This window comes from Pseudomonas capsici (genome assembly GCF_017165765.1).
Taxonomy (GTDB): Bacteria; Pseudomonadota; Gammaproteobacteria; order Pseudomonadales; family Pseudomonadaceae; genus Aquipseudomonas; species Aquipseudomonas capsici.
The window spans coordinates 39683-57439 of record NZ_JAFGZD010000017.1; the positions used below are offsets into that span (position 1 = coordinate 39683).

The 17757-nt window shown below is 58.8% G+C and carries 14 protein-coding genes; 10 read left to right on the forward strand and 4 right to left on the reverse strand.

All coding sequences use genetic code 11. From position 1 onward, the window contains the following. Positions 1–114 precede the first annotated feature (114 nt). From JSY17_RS19585 to JSY17_RS19600, 4 genes are all read right to left on the reverse strand, one after another. Positions 115–855 carry a YciK family oxidoreductase gene (locus JSY17_RS19585; protein ID WP_117181118.1) on the reverse strand — a complete coding sequence of 247 codons (741 nt, stop codon included), beginning with the start codon at positions 853–855 and terminating at the stop codon, positions 115–117. 34 nt (positions 856–889) lie between these two features. Beyond that, positions 890–1561, reverse strand: a complete 672-nt coding sequence (mupP, locus tag JSY17_RS19590; RefSeq protein WP_206403008.1) for an N-acetylmuramic acid 6-phosphate phosphatase MupP — start codon at positions 1559–1561, stop codon at positions 890–892. Positions 1562–1564: 3 nt separating this feature from the next. Next, positions 1565–2263, reverse strand: a complete 699-nt coding sequence (ubiG, locus tag JSY17_RS19595) for a bifunctional 2-polyprenyl-6-hydroxyphenol methylase/3-demethylubiquinol 3-O-methyltransferase UbiG (RefSeq protein WP_117164022.1) — start codon at positions 2261–2263, stop codon at positions 1565–1567. Between the two features lie 68 nt (positions 2264–2331). After that, entirely contained in the window at positions 2332–3660 is a 1329-nt protein-coding gene (locus JSY17_RS19600) for a TRZ/ATZ family hydrolase (protein ID WP_206403007.1), read from the reverse strand. Between the two features lie 123 nt (positions 3661–3783). Here JSY17_RS19600 and mtnA point away from each other — a divergent pair, with 123 nt between their 5' ends. The 10 genes from mtnA to JSY17_RS19650 all read left to right on the forward strand — a co-directional run bounded on the left by mtnA (position 3784) and on the right by JSY17_RS19650 (position 17742). Beyond that, a complete protein-coding gene (gene mtnA, locus JSY17_RS19605) occupies positions 3784–4860 on the forward strand; it encodes an S-methyl-5-thioribose-1-phosphate isomerase (protein ID WP_200998458.1) in 1077 nt (358 codons plus the stop codon). Positions 4861–5095: 235 nt separating this feature from the next. Continuing rightward, a complete protein-coding gene (gene gyrA, locus JSY17_RS19610; protein ID WP_117185156.1) occupies positions 5096–7876 on the forward strand; it encodes a DNA gyrase subunit A in 2781 nt (926 codons plus the stop codon). A 134-nt stretch (positions 7877–8010) separates the two neighbouring features. Continuing rightward, positions 8011–9096 (forward strand): 3-phosphoserine/phosphohydroxythreonine transaminase, encoded by a 1086-nt coding sequence (gene serC, locus JSY17_RS19615; protein ID WP_117185157.1) that lies wholly within the window; start codon positions 8011–8013, stop codon positions 9094–9096. Then, the gene (gene pheA / locus JSY17_RS19620) at positions 9096–10190 is read left to right on the forward strand and encodes a prephenate dehydratase (RefSeq protein ID WP_117185158.1); all 1095 of its coding nucleotides are present in this window, start codon (positions 9096–9098) and stop codon (positions 10188–10190) included. The genes serC and pheA overlap by 1 nt, the downstream gene beginning before the upstream one ends. A gap of 96 nt (positions 10191–10286) precedes the next feature. Continuing rightward, positions 10287–12527 carry a bifunctional prephenate dehydrogenase/3-phosphoshikimate 1-carboxyvinyltransferase gene (locus tag JSY17_RS19625; protein WP_206403006.1) on the forward strand — a complete coding sequence of 747 codons (2241 nt, stop codon included), beginning with the start codon at positions 10287–10289 and terminating at the stop codon, positions 12525–12527. Further along, positions 12524–13213 carry a (d)CMP kinase gene (gene cmk / locus JSY17_RS19630; protein WP_117164029.1) on the forward strand — a complete coding sequence of 230 codons (690 nt, stop codon included), beginning with the start codon at positions 12524–12526 and terminating at the stop codon, positions 13211–13213. The genes JSY17_RS19625 and cmk overlap by 4 nt, the downstream gene beginning before the upstream one ends. A 122-nt stretch (positions 13214–13335) precedes the next feature. Then, entirely contained in the window at positions 13336–15021 is a 1686-nt protein-coding gene (gene rpsA / locus JSY17_RS19635) for a 30S ribosomal protein S1 (RefSeq protein ID WP_025261287.1), read from the forward strand. Between the two features lie 321 nt (positions 15022–15342). Further along, entirely contained in the window at positions 15343–15639 is a 297-nt protein-coding gene (ihfB, locus tag JSY17_RS19640; protein ID WP_003369729.1) for an integration host factor subunit beta, read from the forward strand. Positions 15640–15663: 24 nt separating this feature from the next. Then, positions 15664–15909, forward strand: coding sequence for a lipopolysaccharide assembly protein LapA domain-containing protein (locus JSY17_RS19645; protein WP_206403005.1), 246 nt, complete (start codon positions 15664–15666; stop codon positions 15907–15909). Between the two features lie 402 nt (positions 15910–16311). Then, a complete protein-coding gene (locus tag JSY17_RS19650) occupies positions 16312–17742 on the forward strand; it encodes an MBL fold metallo-hydrolase RNA specificity domain-containing protein (protein WP_206403004.1) in 1431 nt (476 codons plus the stop codon). Positions 17743–17757 lie beyond the last annotated feature (15 nt).

The window sequence follows — 17757 nt, forward strand, 5'->3', positions numbered from 1 at the left end:
TCCGGTTGAGGGGGTGGGCTTGGAAAGCGCCCGACGTTTCCTTGACTCGGTATATTCATGAAAAAAACCTGCCGTGACGGATTTCCGTCAAGGCAGGCTTCTGTGCCACGAGCCTTATTGTGCGTTGAAGGCCTGGCCGTTGATACCGGTGCTGTCGGGGCCCATCAGATACAGATAGACCGGCATGATTTCCTCGGGCGTCGGGTTGTCCAGAGGGTTCTCCGCAGGATACGCCTGGGCCCGCATGCTGGTGCGGGTCGCGCCGGGGTTGATGCTGTTGGAGCGTACCGCCGCAACCGTGTCCAGTTCGTCGGCCAGTGTCTGCATCAGTCCTTCGGTCGCGAACTTCGACACGCCATAGGCGCCCCAGTAGGCGCGTCCCTTGCGACCGACGCTGCTGGAAGTGAATACCACCGACGCATCGGCGGAAAGCTTGAGCAGTGGCAGCAGGGTACTGGTCAGCATGAACGTGGCATTGACGTTGATGTGCATGACCCGCATGAAGTTCTCGCCGGATAGCTGCTCTACGGGCGTGCGCGGGCCGATGATCGAGGCGTTGTGCAGCAGGCCGTCGAGATGACCGAATTCGGTTTCGATCATGGCCGCCAACTCATCGTACTGATGGGGCAGGGCGGTTTCCAGGTTGAATGGAATGACTGCAGGCTGAGGATGGCCAGCCGCTTCTATCTCGTCATACACCTGGGTCAGATTGGCTTCGGTCTTGCCCAGCAGCAGCACCGTGGCGCCGTGGGCTGCATAGGTCTTTGCTGCTGCTGCGCCGATGCCGCGACCTGCGCCGGTGACCAGAATCACCCGGTCCTTGAGCAGTTCGGGGCGAGCGGAGTAATCGAACATGGGAAACCTCTGTAGCTATTCAGTAAGGCTCAAGTCAGCAACTGCACAGCGCGTTGTCCAGGACCTTGCGCAGGTCCAGCGGGTGATCCACGACCACATCGGCTCCCCAGTGATCGGGGTTGTCGTTGGGGTGGATATAGCCGTAGCGCACGGCGGCTGTTTTGGTGCCTGCATCGCGACCTGACTCGATATCGCGCAGGTCGTCACCCACGAACAGGACGCTGGCCGGGTCAAGATCAAGCTGGCTGCAGGCCAGGATCAGCGGCTCGGGGTGTGGTTTGCTGTGGGTGACATGATCGGGGCAGATCAGCAGTGCCGAGCGCTCGGCCAGCCCGAGCTGTTCCATGATCGGCTGAGCGAAACGCACCGGCTTGTTGGTGACGACACCCCAGATCAGGCCGGCCTTTTCGATATCGGCCAGCAGTTCCGCCATACCGTCGAAGAGTCTGCTGTGCACCGCGCAATCGCGCTGGTAGCGCTCCAGAAACTCCAGGCGCAGGGGCTCGAAGGCCGGGTCCTGTGGGGATATGGCGAAGGTCGCCGCGACCATGGCTTTGGCACCGCCCGAGATTTCATCGCGAATCAGCTTGTCCGCCACCGCTGGCAAACCACGGTCGGCCAGCATCGCCTGGGAAATGGCGATGAAGTCCGGTGCGGTATCGAGCAATGTGCCGTCCATGTCGAATAGAACCGCTCTCAAGCGCATGCCTCATGCCTCCCGAAGTGTCTGGATCATGTAGTTGACGTCCACATCCGAGGCCAGCTTGTAGTGCTTGGTCAGCGGGTTGTAGGTCAGGCCGATGATGTCCTTGACCTGCAGGCCGGCATCGCGACTCCAGGCGCCCAGTTCCGAAGGGCGGATGAATTTCTTGAAGTCATGGGTGCCGCGTGGCAGCAGGCCCATGATGTATTCGGCACCGACGATGGCGAACAGATAGGCCTTCGGGTTGCGGTTGATGGTGGAGAAGAACACCTGGCCGCCGGGCTTGACCATGCGATAGCAGGCGCGGATCACCGAGGACGGGTCCGGTACGTGCTCGAGCATTTCCAGGCAGGTCACCACGTCGAACTGCCCGGGCATTTCTTCAGCCAGGTCTTCGGCAGTGATCTGTCGGTATTCGACGTTCACGCCGGATTCGAGCTGATGCAGCTGGGCAACGGCCAACGGCGCTTCGCCCATGTCGATTCCGGTCACTGTGGCACCGCGAAGGGCCATGGCCTCGCTGAGAATGCCGCCGCCACAACCGACGTCCAGGACTTTCTTGCCGGCCAGACTGGCCCGCTCGTCGATCCAGTTGACCCGAAGCGGGTTGATATCGTGCAGCGGCTTGAACTCGCTTTCACGATCCCACCAGCGATGTGCCAGGGCCTCGAATTTGGCGATTTCTGCGCGGTCAACGTTGCTCATGGGATTACCTCTTGAACTTGAAATTCGTTTCGCCAGCACGGCAATCAACAGGCCGGGCTTTCATGTATTCAGTTTGCGCCGCCGATGCGCTTGCCCCAGGCCATTGCGGTTTCGCGCAGCGCCTGCTCGTCCATGCGGGTCAGGCGGCGGTTGTCGAGCAATTGCTTGCCAGCCACCCAGACATGGCTCACGCAGTCGCGGCCCGTGGCATATATAAGCTGTGACACTGGATCATAGATCGGTTGCTGCTCCAGTCTGGAAAGATCGAACGCGACCATGTCCGCCGCCTTGCCGATTTCCAGTGAGCCGGTTTCTGCCTGGATGCCCAGGGCGCGTGCGCCGTTCAGGGTCGCCATGCGCAGTGCCCGGTGTGCGTCCAGTGCCGTGGCCGAGCCCGCGACCGCCTTGGCCAGCAGGGCGGCAGTACGGGTTTCGCCGAGAAGGTCCAGATCATTGTTGCTGGCTGCGCCATCGGTACCGACTGCAACGTTGACACCGGCTTGCCACAAGCGCTCCACCGGGCAGAAGCCGCTGGCCAGTTTCAGGTTGGATTCCGGGCAATGCAGTACGCTGGAATTGCTTTCTACCAGTAAGGCGAGGTCGTCGTCGCTGATTTGCGTCATGTGTACGGCCTGGAAGCGCGGGCTCAGCAGGCCGAGACGGTTCAGGCGCGCCAGTGGTCGTTCCTGGCGTTGTTCGAGGGCCTGTTCCACCTCGAAAGCGGTTTCATGCACATGCATCTGGATCATGGCGTCGAGTTCGTCGGCGATGACCCGGACCTTTTCCAGGTTTTCGTCGCTGACGGTGTAGGGCGCATGGGGGCCGAAGGCAATCTTGATGCGCGGGTGATGAATCAGGTCATTGAACAGCTCGACCCCGATATGCAGGGATTCATCGGTGGTTCTGGCGCCTGGAATCGGGAAGTCCAGCACCGGCACGGTGATCTGGGCGCGGATTCCGCTGCTGTGGGCGCGGTCGGCGGCGACCTTGGGATAGAAGTACATGTCCGAGAAACAGGTGATGCCGCCCTTGATCTGCTCGGCGATGGCCAGATCCGTGCCGTCGCGAACGAAATCCTCGGTGACCCATTTGCCCTCGGCCGGCCAGATATGGTCCTGCAGCCAGGTCATCAGCGGCAGATCGTCGGCCAGGCCGCGGAAAAGGGTCATCGCGGCATGGCCGTGGGCATTGATCAGGCCGGGAGTGAGCAGCATGCCGGGCAGTTCCTGTACGTGCAGGGCATTCTGCTTCAAGGCATCGGCTCTCGGGCCAATGTAGGCGATGCAGCCATCACGGATGCCCAGTCCATGTTCCTTGAGAACCACGCCTGCGGGCTCGACCGGCACCAGCCAGGTGGGCAGGAGCAGAAGGTCGAGCGGTGCGGTAGCGTTCGGCATGACAAGACTTCCAGAGCTTATTGCAGTAATGGCGAAGTATACCCGAGCACCTTCGCGGTCGGCTCGCTATAATCGTCCCCTTTTGATTCCGGGCTGTGGGTTTTCGAGATGGAGTGGGTGGTAATGCGCGATCGGCTATTGGCTGCAGAGAAGGTAAAGGCCATCGATTGGCGAGATGACACTCTGTATCTTCTGGATCAGCGTGTGCTTCCGTTCGAGGAAACCTGGCACGCTTACAGCGGCGCTGCGGCAGTGGCCGAGGCGATTCGCTCGATGGTGGTGCGCGGTGCGCCCGCCATCGGTATCGCGGCGGCCTATGGCGTTGTGCTGGGTGCTCGCGCCCGTTTCGCGGCGGGTGGTGACTGGCTGACGGCGCTGGAGGCGGATTTTTCGCTGCTCGCGGACTCGCGTCCCACGGCAGTCAATCTGTTCTGGGCGCTGAACCGCATGCGCGAGCGCCTGCAACGCCTCAAGGAAGGGGATGATCCCCTGGCTGTTCTGGAGGCCGAAGCCGTTGCGATCCACCTGAGCGACCGTGAAGCCAACCTGACCATGGCGCAGCTGGGCGCAGATCTGATTCGCAAGCATCAGGGCAACCTGCAGGCGGTTCTGACCCATTGCAATACCGGTGCTCTGGCCACGGGCGGCTTTGGCACCGCGCTGGGCGTGATCCGTGCCGCGCATCTGGAAGGCATGATCGAACACGTCTACGCCGATGAAACCCGGCCATGGCTGCAGGGTTCGCGCCTGACGGCATGGGAACTGGCCAACGAAGGCATTCCGGTCACCCTCAATGCCGACTCCGCCGCTGCACACCTGATGCGCACCAAAGGCATCACCTGGGTCATCGTCGGAGCCGATCGCATTACTGCCAATGGCGATGTGGCCAACAAGATCGGCACCTATCAGCTGGCCGTTGCGGCCATGCACCATGGCGTGCGCTTCATGGTGGTAGCGCCAAGTTCCACCATCGACATGGACACGCCCAGCGGTGAAGACATCGTCATCGAGGAGCGTGACGGTCGCGAACTGCTGGAAGTGGGCGGTCATCGCGTGGGAGCCGATGTCGAGGCCTTCAATCCGGTGTTCGATGTGACGCCTGCGGACCTGATCGATGCCATCGTGACCGAAAAGGGCGTCGTCGAGCGTCCGGACACGGCCAAGATGCTCCAGCTCATGAGTCGCAAGCATCTGCATTGATCGTTTTGCGGGCGGCCTGTTTTCAACGCTTTCAAAGGATAGGAGCGTGACGGCGATTGTGGTAATATCCGGCGGTTTCCAACGGCGCTATCAGTAGTCGCCCTTACTGCGCAGATCCATGGCATAACTCGTTGATTTGTCGTAAGTCGTTGCCTGGCAAAGGCCGGCAGCGGCGAGCTTCGCCTATCCCGTATGGATGTGCGAGGTTTCACCAGAAAAAGGAATCAGGCTTCTCATGGGCGAACTGGCCAAAGAAATCCTCCCGGTCAATATCGAAGACGAGCTGAAGCAGTCCTACCTCGACTACGCGATGAGCGTGATCGTCGGGCGCGCACTGCCGGATGCGCGCGATGGCTTGAAGCCCGTGCACCGGCGTGTGCTGTACGCAATGAGCGAGCTGGGTAACGACTGGAACAAGCCGTACAAGAAATCCGCTCGTGTGGTTGGTGACGTAATCGGTAAGTACCACCCGCATGGCGATACCGCTGTCTACGACACCATCGTTCGTATGGCGCAGCCCTTTTCGCTGCGCTACCTGCTGGTAGACGGTCAGGGCAACTTCGGTTCGGTCGACGGCGACAACGCCGCGGCCATGCGATACACCGAAGTGCGCATGACCAAGCTGGCTCACGAACTGCTGGCCGACCTGCACAAGGAAACCGTGGACTGGGTGCCCAACTATGACGGCACCGAGCAGATCCCGGCGGTCATGCCCACCCGCATTCCCAACCTGCTGGTCAATGGTTCCAGCGGTATTGCCGTGGGTATGGCGACCAATATTCCGCCGCACAACCTCGGTGAAGTCATCGACGGTTGCCTGGCCCTGATCGACAACCCCGAAGTGACTGTCGACGAGTTGATGCAATACATTCCCGGCCCGGACTTCCCGACGGCGGGGATCATCAACGGTCGTGCCGGCATCATCGAAGCCTATCGCACCGGCCGTGGCCGCATTTATATGCGTGCCCGTTCGATTGTCGAGGACATCGACAAGGTAGGCGGTCGTCAGCAGATCGTCATTACCGAGCTGCCTTACCAGTTGAACAAGGCTCGCCTGATCGAGAAGATCGCCGAGCTGGTAAAAGAGAAGAAGCTCGAAGGTATCACCGAGCTGCGCGACGAGTCCGACAAGGACGGTATGCGCGTGGTCATCGAGCTGCGTCGTGGCGAGGTTCCGGAGGTCATCCTCAACAACCTCTACGCCCAGACCCAGCTGCAAAGCGTATTCGGTATCAACATCGTTGCATTGATCGACGGCCGTCCGCGAATCCTCAATCTCAAGGATCTGCTGGAAGCCTTCGTCCGTCACCGCCGCGAAGTGGTTACCCGTCGTACTGTCTTCGAGCTGCGCAAGGCGCGTGAGCGCGGGCACATTCTCGAAGGTCAGGCAGTTGCGCTGTCGAACATCGACCCTGTCATCGCCCTCATCAAGGCTTCGCCTTCTCCGGCCGAAGCCAAGGAAGGTCTGATCAGCACGCCCTGGGAATCCAGCGCAGTGGTCGAGATGGTCGAGCGTGCCGGTGCCGACTCCTGCCGTCCGGAAAACCTCGATCCACAGTACGGCCTGCGTGATGGCAAGTATTTCCTGTCGCCGGAACAGGCTCAGGCGATTCTCGAGTTGCGTCTGCATCGCCTGACCGGTCTGGAGCATGAAAAACTGCTCACCGAGTATCAGGAAATCCTCAACCAGATCGGCGAACTGATCCGCATCCTCGGCAGCGCTACGCGCCTGATGGAAGTGATCCGCGAAGAACTGGAACTGATTCGCTCCGAATATGGCGATGTGCGCCGCACCGAGATTCTCGATGCGCGTCTGGACCTGACCCTGGGCGACCTGATCACCGAAGAAGAGCGGGTTGTCACCATCTCCCACGGCGGCTATGCCAAGACCCAGCCATTGGCGGTCTATCAGGCTCAGCGTCGCGGTGGTAAAGGCAAATCGGCTACCGGCGTCAAGGATGAGGACTACATCGCTCACCTGCTGGTTGCCAACAGCCACACCACGCTATTGATGTTCTCCAGCAAGGGCAAGGTCTACTGGCTCAAGACCTACGAAATTCCTGAGGCTTCCCGTGCTGCCCGCGGTCGTCCACTGGTCAATCTGCTGCCTCTGGACGAGGGTGAATACATCACCGCCATGCTGCCGATCGACCTTGAGGCGCTGCAGCAGAGTGCAGGCGCCGACGACGAGCTGGAAGATGCCGAAGAGTCGGTGATCGAAGGTGAAGTGGTCGAGGCCGAGGAAATCGACGAAGAAGACGGCGATACGCCGGAACTGGTTGCCGAGCCTACGGGTGCCTACATCTTCATGGCCACGGCCTTCGGTACGGTCAAGAAGACGCCTCTGGCGCAGTTCTCCCGTCCTCGTTCCAGCGGCCTGATCGCCCTGAAACTCAAGGAAGGCGACACCCTGATTGCCGTTGCGATTACCGACGGTGCCAAGGAAGTCATGCTGTTCTCCGACGCCGGCAAGGTCATCCGTTTCGCCGAGAGCGATGTTCGTCAGATGGGCCGCGGCGCTCGTGGTGTGCGCGGGATGAAGATCGGCAAGGGCCGACTGATTTCCATGCTGATCCCCGAGTCGGGCGCGCAGATTCTCACCGCTTCCGAGCGTGGTTTCGGCAAGCGCACCCTGTTGAGCAAGTTCCCGCGTCGCGGTCGTGGCGGTCAGGGCGTCATCGCCATGGTCACCAAGGGGCGTAACGGTAAGCTGATCGGCGCTGTGCAGGTTCAGGAAGGCGAGGAAATCATGCTGATTTCCGATCAGGGTACGCTGGTGCGCACCCGGGTCGACGAAGTGTCGCGTCTGGATCGCAACACCCAGGGTGTCACCCTGATCAAGCTTGCCAGCGACGAAACCCTGGTAGGCCTGGAGCGTGTCCAGGAACCATCGGAAGTCGAAGATGACGAGCTTGACGGCGAAATCGTCGATGGCGTCGTTGTCGAGTCGGACGATGCCGACGAGCTGCAAGTCGATGCCGATGCCGCTGCGGACGATGACGAAACGCAAGGCTGAGCGGTAACGTAAACCGGCAAGGGCTGGCCTGTCCGTGAGTGCGTATGCATTGCGGGCGCGTCGGCCCTTGCGACATTCGGTCATGAGGCCGGAAAAGAAGCGCGTAAGACCCAACGCATTTGACGAGAGTGGATATGAGCAAGCGAGCCTTTAACTTTTGCGCAGGTCCCGCTGCGCTTCCTGAAACGGTTCTGTTGCGTGCCCAGGCGGAGCTTCTGGATTGGCACGGCAAGGGCCTGTCCGTGATGGAAATGAGTCATCGCAGCGATGAGTTCATCTCCATTGCCAACAAGGCCGAGCAGGATCTTCGCGATCTGCTGACCATCCCCTCGAACTACAAGGTGCTGTTCCTGCAAGGCGGTGCCAGCCAGCAGTTTGCCCAGATCGCCCTGAATCTGCTGCCGGAAAACGGCAAGGCCGACTACATCGATACCGGTATCTGGTCACGCAAGGCCATTGAAGAAGCTTCGCGCTACGGTACGGTCAATATCGCTGCCAGCGCCAAGCCCTACGATTATTTCGCCATTCCTGGCCAGAACGAATGGAAGCTGTCCAAAGACGCTGCCTACGTTCATTACGCGCCGAACGAAACCATCGGTGGACTGGAATTCGACTGGATTCCGGAAACTGGCGATGTGCCTCTGGTTGCGGACATGTCCTCCGACATTCTGTCCCGCCCGGTGGATGTCTCGCGCTTCGGCATGATCTATGCCGGTGCCCAGAAGAATATCGGTCCGAGCGGCATCGTCGTCGTGATCATTCGCGAAGACCTGCTGGGGCGTGCCCGTGCGCTTTGCCCGACCATGCTCGATTACAAGGTCGCTGCCGATAACGCCTCGATGTACAACACGCCGCCGACTCTGGCCTGGTATCTGTCCGGCCTGGTTTTCGAATGGCTCAAGGATCAGGGTGGCGTCGAAGCCATCGGCAAGCTCAATGAAGTCAAGAAACGTACCCTGTATGACTTCATCGACTCCAGCGAACTGTACAGCAATCCGATCAACAAGCCGGATCGTTCCTGGATGAACGTGCCGTTCCGTCTGGCCGATGATCGTCTGGACAAGCCGTTCCTGGCGGGCGCCGATGCCAATGGCCTGCTCAACCTCAAGGGGCATCGCTCGGTCGGTGGTATGCGTGCCTCCATCTACAATGCTGTCGACATCAATGCAGTCAATGCGCTGGTGACCTACATGAAAGACTTCGAGAAGGAGCACGGCTGATGTCCGAGCAAGAACTCAAGGCGCTGCGCGTCCGCATCGACAGCCTGGACGAAAAGGTTCTGGAGTTGATCAGCGAGCGTGCACGCTGCGCGCAGGAAGTGGCGCGGGTGAAAATGTCCTCGCTGGCGGAAGGCGAAGAGCCTGTGTTCTATCGTCCCGAGCGTGAAGCTCAGGTGCTCAAGCGGGTCATGGAGCGTAATCGCGGTCCGCTGAGCAATGAAGAAATGGCGCGTCTGTTTCGCGAGATCATGTCTTCCTGCCTGGCCCTTGAGCAGCCGTTGAAAGTCGCCTATCTGGGGCCTGAAGGGACCTTTACCCAGGCCGCAGCCATGAAGCACTTCGGGCATGCGGTCATCAGCCGGCCCATGGCGGCTATCGATGAAGTGTTCCGTGAAGTGGTTGCCGGTGCCGTGAATTTCGGTGTCGTGCCGGTGGAAAACTCCACCGAGGGCGCGGTCAACCACACCCTCGACAGCTTCCTCGAACACGACATGGTCATCTGTGGCGAAGTCGAGCTGCGCATTCACCACCATTTGCTGGTGGGGGAAAGCACCAAGACCAAAAGCATCAGTCGTATCTATTCCCATGCCCAGTCGCTGGCGCAGTGCCGCAAATGGCTGGACGCCCATTATCCGAATGTCGAGCGCGTTGCGGTTGCCAGCAATGCCGAAGCGGCCAAGCGGGTCAAGAGCGAGTGGAATTCCGCAGCCATTGCCGGGGATATGGCGGCAGACCTGTATGGTCTGACTCGTCTGGCCGAGAAGATCGAAGACCGTCCCGACAACTCTACGCGATTCCTGATCATCGGCAGTCAGGAAGTGCCGCCGACCGGTGACGACAAGACTTCGATCATTGTGTCGATGAGCAACAAGCCGGGTGCCTTGCATGAGTTGCTGGTGCCGTTTCATGAAAACGGTCTGGACCTGACCCGCATCGAGACTCGTCCGTCGCGCAGTGGCAAGTGGACTTACGTCTTCTTCATCGATTTCGTGGGGCATCACCAGGATCCGCTGGTCAAGGCGGTGCTGGAGAAGATCAGTCATGAAGCCGTTGCCCTGAAGGTATTGGGTTCCTACCCGAAAGCGGTTCTTTGAAGGGGCGATACATGAGCAGCGATTTCCTCACCCCGGCGCTGCCGGGTGTGCAAACAGATTCGCCTTGCGCGAGTGCCAGCCACAAGGTTTCTGCGCGTGGTTGATTTCACGTCGGTGTCATCCGTTCGGCCTGTCATCGGTCGGCTTGTAGTCGTCGGTCTCGGGCTGATCGGCGGTTCCTTTGCCAAGGGTGTTCGCGAAAGCGGTTTGTGCCATGAGGTTGTGGGGGTCGATCTTGATCCGAAATCCCGCGCGCTGGCCGTTGAACTTGGGGTCGTGGATCGCTGCGAGGCGGATCTGGCAACCGCATGCCGTGGTGCTGATGTCATTCAGCTTGCTGTCCCGATCCTGGCCATGGAAAAGCTTCTTGGCTTGCTGGCTCCTCTGGATCTCGGCGATGCAGTCCTGACGGATGTCGGCAGTGCCAAGGGTAATGTGGTGCGGGCCGCCCGGCTTGCCTTTGGTCATATGCCAGCCCGTTTCGTGCCCGGGCATCCGATTGCCGGTTCCGAGCAGAGTGGCGTCGAAGCCTCCAACTCGGAGCTGTTCCGGCGTCACAAGGTAATCCTGACGCCGCTGGCCGAGACCGATCCTGCTGCCGTGGCGCTGGTTGATCGTCTCTGGTCGGTGCTGGGGGCCGATGTCGAGCATATGCAGGTCGAGCGTCACGACGAGGTGCTGGCTGCGACCAGTCACTTGCCGCATCTGCTGGCATTCGGTCTGGTGGATTCCCTGGCCAAGCGTAACGAAAACCTGGAGATCTTCAGGTATGCGGCGGGCGGTTTCCGTGACTTCACTCGCATCGCGGGCAGCGATCCGGTGATGTGGCACGATATCTTCCTGGCCAACCGCGAAGCCGTTCTGCGCACTCTGGATACCTTCCGCAGTGACCTGGATGCCTTGCGTGAAGCCGTGGATACCGGCGACGGGCATCAATTGCTGGGTGTGTTTACCCGTGCACGGGTTGCCCGGGAGCACTTCGGCAAGATTCTCGCCCGTCGCGCCTATGTGGAACCTGTCAGTGCGAACCTGGTTTTTGTCGCCAACCCCGGAGGCCGGGTCACTGGCAGCATCCGGGTGCCGGGTGATAAATCCATCTCCCATCGCTCGATCATGCTGGGGTCTCTGGCTGAAGGCGTTACCGAGGTTGAAGGCTTCCTGGAAGGCGAGGACGCGCTGGCCACCTTGCAGGCCTTCCGTGATATGGGGGTCGTGATCGAAGGGCCGCATCATGGCCGCGTGGTCATTCATGGTGTAGGCATGCGCGGTCTCAAGGCTGCACCCGGTCCGATCTATCTGGGGAATTCCGGAACCTCCATGCGTCTGCTGGCAGGTCTGCTGGCGGCGCAGGATTTCGACAGCACCCTGACGGGCGATGCTTCGTTGTCCAGACGGCCCATGAGTCGTGTGGTCGATCCGCTGCGGGCCATGGGTGCGGTCATCGAAACGGCGGCCGATGGTCGTCCTCCGCTGACCATTCATGCTGTCGGCAAGCTTTCGGGTCAGGCCTATGCCACGCCTATGGCCAGTGCCCAGGTCAAATCCTCTCTGCTGCTGGCCGGGCTATATGCCGATGGCGAGACTATAGTCAGCGAGCCGGCGCTTACTCGCGATCATACCGAGCGTATGCTGCGCGGCTTCGGCTATCCAGTGGCCGTCGATGGCAACAGGATTTCGCTGGAGTCCGGGCACAGGCTGCTGGCGACTCGCATAGAAGTGCCTGCCGATATTTCTTCGGCCGCGTTTTTCATGGTCGCGGCATCGATTGGCGAAGATTCCGAACTGCTGCTCGAGCATGTGGGCGTCAATCCGACACGTATCGGTGTTATCGATATTCTTCGCCTGATGGGCGGCGATATCACGCTGGAAAATCCGCGTGAGGTCGGAGGTGAGCCGGTTGCGGACCTGCGAGTGCGTTCGGCCTCCCTGAAGGGGATAGACATTCCCGAGGCGCTGGTGCCGTTGGCCATCGACGAGTTTCCGGTGCTGTTCGTCGCTGCGGCCTGTGCCCAGGGGCGTACTGTCCTGCGCGGTGCTCAGGAGTTGCGAGTCAAGGAGTCGGACCGGATTCAGGCCATGGCTGATGGTCTGCTGGCATTGGGTATCAAGGTTGAGCCCACGCCGGATGGCATTATTATTGAAGGCGGTTCCATGGGCGGTGCCGAGATCGATGCTCATGGCGATCACCGCATTGCAATGGCATTCAGCGTTGCATCGCTGCGGGCATCGGCACCGATCCGTATTCACGATTGTGCGAACGTCGCCACATCGTTTCCCAATTTTCTGGCGCTGTGCGCTCAAGTCGGTATGCGTGTCGCGCAAGAGGATAAAAAGTGAAAATCAAAGCACCTGTTATTACCATCGACGGCCCTAGCGGTTCAGGAAAGGGCACTGTTGCAGGCTTGCTGGCCAGGCATCTGGGCTGGTGCCTGCTCGATTCCGGCGCTCTTTACCGCCTGCTGGCCTTCGCGGCGCGCAATCACGGTGTCGACCTGACCAATGAAGAAGCCCTGAAACTGCTGGCTGCGCATCTCGATGTGCAGTTCGAGACGGCTTCCGGCGGTCAGGGACAGCGCATCATCCTCGAGGGCGAGGACGTTACCCATGCCATCCGCAACGAGCAGATCGGCAGTGGCGCTTCCCAGGTCGCTTCCTTGCCCGCCGTGCGCGATGCCTTGCTGCAACGCCAGCGTGCGTTTCAGGAAGAACCGGGGCTGGTGGCCGATGGCCGCGACATGGGAACGGTAGTTTTTCCCGATGCGCCGCTGAAGATCTTTCTCACTGCCAGTGCCGAGGAGCGTGCACGCCGTCGTTACTTGCAGTTGAAGGCCAAGGGCGATGATGTTAGTCTGTCGAGTCTGCTAGATGAGATATGTGCGCGCGATGAGCGTGACACCCAGCGAGCGGTAGCCCCGCTCAAGCCGGCGCATGACGCCATACAGCTGGATTCCACCGAATTATCCATCGAGCAGGTGCTGGAACGCATTCTGAGTGAGGTCGCATTACGCGATATCGCCGGGTGATCAAGGAGTTGCACAGGCGACCAGATTCAGTCCTGACAGCTTCCTTTTACATGAACGAAACCCACGTTTTCTGGGACGTGGCAGATGGGCGTATTCTTCGCCCTTGATCAACAGGAATTAAAATGAGCGAAAGCTTTGCAGAACTTTTTGAAGAAAGCCTAAAAACCCTGAACCTTCAGCCGGGCGCTATCATTACCGGTATCGTTGTCGACATCGACGGCGACTGGGTAACCGTACACGCTGGTCTGAAGTCCGAAGGCGTCATCCCGCTCGAGCAGTTCTACAACGATGCTGGCGAGCTGACCATCAAGGTCGGTGACGAAGTTCACGTCGCGCTGGACGCGGTAGAAGACGGCTTTGGCGAAACCAAGCTGTCCCGCGAGAAAGCCAAGCGCGCCGAGTGCTGGATTGTTCTGGAAGCGGCTTTCGCAGCTGAAGAAGTGGTCAAGGGCGTTATCAACGGTAAGGTTAAAGGCGGCTTCACTGTCGACGTTAACGGCATCCGTGCGTTCCTGCCGGGTTCTCTGGTTGACGTCCGTCCAGTGCGCGACACCACGCACCTGGAAGGCAAAGAGCTCGAGTTCAAGGTTATCAAACTGGACCAGAAGCGCAACAACGTTGTCGTTTCCCGTCGCAGCGTCCTGGAAGCAGAGAACAGTGCAGAGCGCGAAGCGCTGCTCGAGTCCCTGCAGGAAGGCCAGCAAGTCAAGGGTATCGTCAAGAACCTCACCGATTACGGCGCATTCGTCGATCTGGGTGGCGTCGATGGCCTGCTGCACATCACCGACATGGCCTGGAAGCGCATCAAGCATCCATCGGAAATCGTCAATGTTGGCGATGAGATCGATGTAAAAGTCCTGAAGTACGATCGCGAGCGCAATCGTGTTTCCCTGGGCCTGAAGCAACTGGGCGAAGACCCATGGGTTGCTATCAAGGCTCGTTACCCGGAAAGCACCCGCGTAACCGCGCGTGTAACCAACCTGACCGACTACGGCTGCTTCGCAGAGCTGGAAGAAGGCGTGGAAGGCCTGGTACACGTTTCCGAAATGGACTGGACCAACAAGAACATCCACCCATCCAAAGTCGTTCAGGTTGGCGACGAAGTGGAAGTCATGGTTCTGGACATCGACGAAGAGCGTCGTCGTATCTCCCTCGGCATCAAACAGTGCAAATCCAACCCATGGGAAGATTTCTCTGGCCAGTTCAACAAGGGCGATAAAATCTCCGGCACCATCAAGTCGATCACCGATTTCGGTATCTTCATTGGTCTGGACGGCGGCATCGACGGTCTGGTTCACCTGTCCGACATCTCCTGGAACGAAGTGGGCGAAGAAGCCGTACGTCGCTTCAAGAAGGGCGACGAGCTCGACACCGTGATCCTGTCTGTTGATCCAGAGCGTGAGCGCATCTCCCTGGGTATCAAGCAGCTGGAAAGCGATCCGTTCTCCGAGTACGTCACTGTCAATGACAAAGGCGCTATCGTTCGCGGTACCGTTAAAGAAGTTGACGCCAAAGGCGCCATCATCACTCTGGCCGACGACATCGAAGCTACCCTCAAAGCCTCCGAAATCAGCCGTGACCGCGTTGAAGACGCGCGTAACGTTCTGAAAGAAGGCGAAGAGATCGAAGCCAAGATCATCAGCGTTGACCGCAAGAGCCGCGTAATCAGCCTGTCCATCAAGTCGAAAGACGTTGAAGACGAGAAAGAAGCTATCCAGAGCCTGCGTAGCAAGCCTGAAGCTGCTGAAAGCACTGGTCCAACCACTATCGGTGACCTGCTGCGTGCGCAAATGGAAAAACAGAACTAAGTTCTGCTTGACCATGAAAAAGGGCGACTTCGGTCGCCCTTTTTTGTGGGCGCTGTTCGGGGCCTGGAGCGCTGCCTTCAACGTGCCGCTGTCCCGGTGCCCTAAACGTTTTAAACGCCTCCAGGTGCCTTGCAGGCCGCACCCTGCCTGATGTCACTGTCTCTGCCGTCCATTCCTCTCTCTGTTGTCATGTTCCGGTCATGGATTCATGCCTGGTTGATATGGGTTCACATAAGTCAATACTTGGGCTGTTCAAATTCGTCCGGTCATGCTAAAACCTTCGGAGCGCTGATCTAGCTGCTTGAAAAAGAAGGGAAAAATATGACGAAGTCGGAGTTGATCGAACGAATTGTCACCCATCAAGGGCTGCTCTCATCCAAGGATGTCGAGTTGGCCATCAAGACCATGCTTGAACAAATGTCTCAGTGTCTGGCGACAGGCGACCGTATAGAAATACGCGGGTTTGGCAGCTTTTCCCTGCATTACCGCGCACCGCGGGTAGGGCGCAATCCGAAAACGGGCCAGTCGGTAAGCCTCGACGGCAAATTCGTTCCTCACTTCAAGCCGGGCAAGGAGCTGCGGGATCGAGTCAACGAGGACGAAGAAGAGGGCCTCTGAGGCCGATAACCAGAGGATCAGTGGATGCACATCTTCAAACGAATCATCGTGATCGCCGTCGCATTGCTTGTCGTACTGGCAACTGCGGTGTTCATGCTGGAAAACCGGCAGCCTGTTACGCTGGTCTTCTTTGGATGGTCGACACCTGAGCTTTCCCAGGCTGTTCCTGTGGTTCTGGCGCTTTTACTGGGTATGCTGGTTGGTCCTTTTCTGGCCTGGCTGGCAAGCTTTCGTAAAAAGCGCGTACGTTCGGCCCGTTCAATTCAGTAGAACAGGCATCTGCTACCCGGAAGGACGTCCGTCTTTCCATTGCCTTCTTTCAGGGCCTTTGGCTCTGCGTTCAATGCATCCTTGCAGTTTGTCGAATAGCTCGGCGATTTCCTGCGCTTGCTCACACGTTGTTTGTCTTATTTATTTGTAGGATCTTTCTTGTTGTTTTAGAGGATAGGTTACTTGATTTTGTAGGTTTGTTTTTTGTGTCTTGAGTGTTGCCCGTATTTAAAGCCTTTCACTATAACTTGCTCTCGTTTAGTGTTTTTATTTTTGCTCTTGTGCTCGCCTGTCAAGACTTGAAGATAAATCTGTTGCGCTCAAAATAAGCCATCTCTTGAAATTCGGATGTCGGGTTTCGGTGCTTTTCACAAGGCCGAACTTGCTGAAATAGGTGGCTGCATGTCTTTTCCTGAAATCATTCATCATGGCGCAACCCGAAGTGTGACCGGTTCCTGTCACCAGTTATGTATGGATGCAGCCCATAGTCTGTTGATTGATTGTGGCGCGATCCAGAATGACAGCCCTGGCCCTGATACTGGACAGTTCGGTTTCTCTGCTGCCGATATCAAGGCCTTTATTGTTACTCACGTGCATGCCGACCATGTAGGAAGAATTCCAGAACTGCTGGCCTCGGGTTATAAGGGGCCGATATTGTGCAGTGAGCCGTCTGCGCATTTATTGCCTCTGGTCATGGAGGATCTTCTCAAACTTGAGTCCCAGAATGACCGCAGGCAGATAGAGCGAAACCTTGCAGCGATTGAAAAACGCATCATTGCCTTGCCCTTCGATCACTGGTTTGCTCTGGTCAATACCGATGCACTGGTCTGCAAGGTTCGTCTGCAACGTGCCGGCCATATCCTGGGTTCTGCCTATGTCGAGTGCGATCTTCAGTATCCGCTGGAGGGGCGTACTGAGCGTGTGGTGTTTTCAGGGGATCTGGGGGCAGGTGATGCACCGATGCTGCCCGCTCCAAAATCCCCCGAGCGTGCTGACATTCTTGTGCTTGAGAGCACTTATGGCGGTCGTCTTCATGAGGAGCGCAGCACGCGGCAATTGCGCCTTGAGCAAGTCATCGATCAGGCGCTGGAGGATCATGGCACGGTCCTGATTCCCGCCTTCAGCATTGGCCGCACTCAGGAGCTGCTGTATGAGCTGGAGGATCTCCTGCGACGCAAGGCCTTGCTGGGCGAGCCTGTCGATGGCGCCGACAGGAACGCCTTGCCGGTGAACTGGCCGCAGTTGCCGATCATTCTCGATTCACCTCTGGCCAGCCGCTTCACCGGCGTCTATCAGGCCTTTGAGGATTATTGGAGCGATGAGGCACAAGAGCGCGTGAGGAGCGGCAGGCAGCCTCTGGGGTTCTCTCAATTGATTACCGTCGACAGCCATGACCGGCATTTGCAGACGGTCAATTATCTGGCCAGCACCGCCCGGCCCGCTATCGTTATCGCGGGCAATGGCATGTGCGCAGGCGGGCGCATTGTCAATTACCTGAAGGCCATGCTGGGGGACCGACGGCATAATGTGGTTTTCGTGGGCTATCAGGCCAAGGGCACGCCAGGGGCGGCGATCCAGAAGCATGGCCCGATCGGTGGTTATGTCGAGCTTGACCGTGAGCGCTTCGATATTCGTGCCGGTATCTCTACTGTCGCTGGCTATTCCGCTCATGCGGATCAGGACGGGCTGGTCAGGTTTGTCACCTCGATGACCGAATGGCCTGCCCGGATAAGGCTGGTACATGGCGAGGCGAGCGCGAAGAAGGCATTGGGCAACGTCCTGAACAGGAAGTACTCGCTGGCCAATCGACGCCTGGAACTGCTTGTACCCTGAACCGTTCTTCAAGGC

Bases quoted from the DNA above. Each gene is read 5' to 3' on its own strand.
- serC (WP_117185157.1), top strand. From the start codon at position 8,011: ATGAGCAAGCGAGCCTTTAACTTTTGCGCAGGTCCCGCTGCGCTTCCT.
- ubiG (WP_117164022.1), bottom strand. From the start codon at position 2,263: ATGAGCAACGTTGACCGCGCAGAAATCGCCAAATTCGAGGCCCTGGCA.
- JSY17_RS19650 (WP_206403004.1), top strand. From the start codon at position 16,312: ATGTCTTTTCCTGAAATCATTCATCATGGCGCAACCCGAAGTGTGACC.
- JSY17_RS19585 (WP_117181118.1), bottom strand. From the start codon at position 855: ATGTTCGATTACTCCGCTCGCCCCGAACTGCTCAAGGACCGGGTGATT.
- mtnA (WP_200998458.1), top strand. From the start codon at position 3,784: ATGCGCGATCGGCTATTGGCTGCAGAGAAGGTAAAGGCCATCGATTGG.
- gyrA (WP_117185156.1), top strand. From the start codon at position 5,096: ATGGGCGAACTGGCCAAAGAAATCCTCCCGGTCAATATCGAAGACGAG.
- mupP (WP_206403008.1), bottom strand. From the start codon at position 1,561: ATGCGCTTGAGAGCGGTTCTATTCGACATGGACGGCACATTGCTCGAT.
- JSY17_RS19645 (WP_206403005.1), top strand. From the start codon at position 15,664: ATGCACATCTTCAAACGAATCATCGTGATCGCCGTCGCATTGCTTGTC.
- pheA (WP_117185158.1), top strand. From the start codon at position 9,096: ATGTCCGAGCAAGAACTCAAGGCGCTGCGCGTCCGCATCGACAGCCTG.
- ihfB (WP_003369729.1), top strand. From the start codon at position 15,343: ATGACGAAGTCGGAGTTGATCGAACGAATTGTCACCCATCAAGGGCTG.
- JSY17_RS19600 (WP_206403007.1), bottom strand. From the start codon at position 3,660: ATGCCGAACGCTACCGCACCGCTCGACCTTCTGCTCCTGCCCACCTGG.
- rpsA (WP_025261287.1), top strand. From the start codon at position 13,336: ATGAGCGAAAGCTTTGCAGAACTTTTTGAAGAAAGCCTAAAAACCCTG.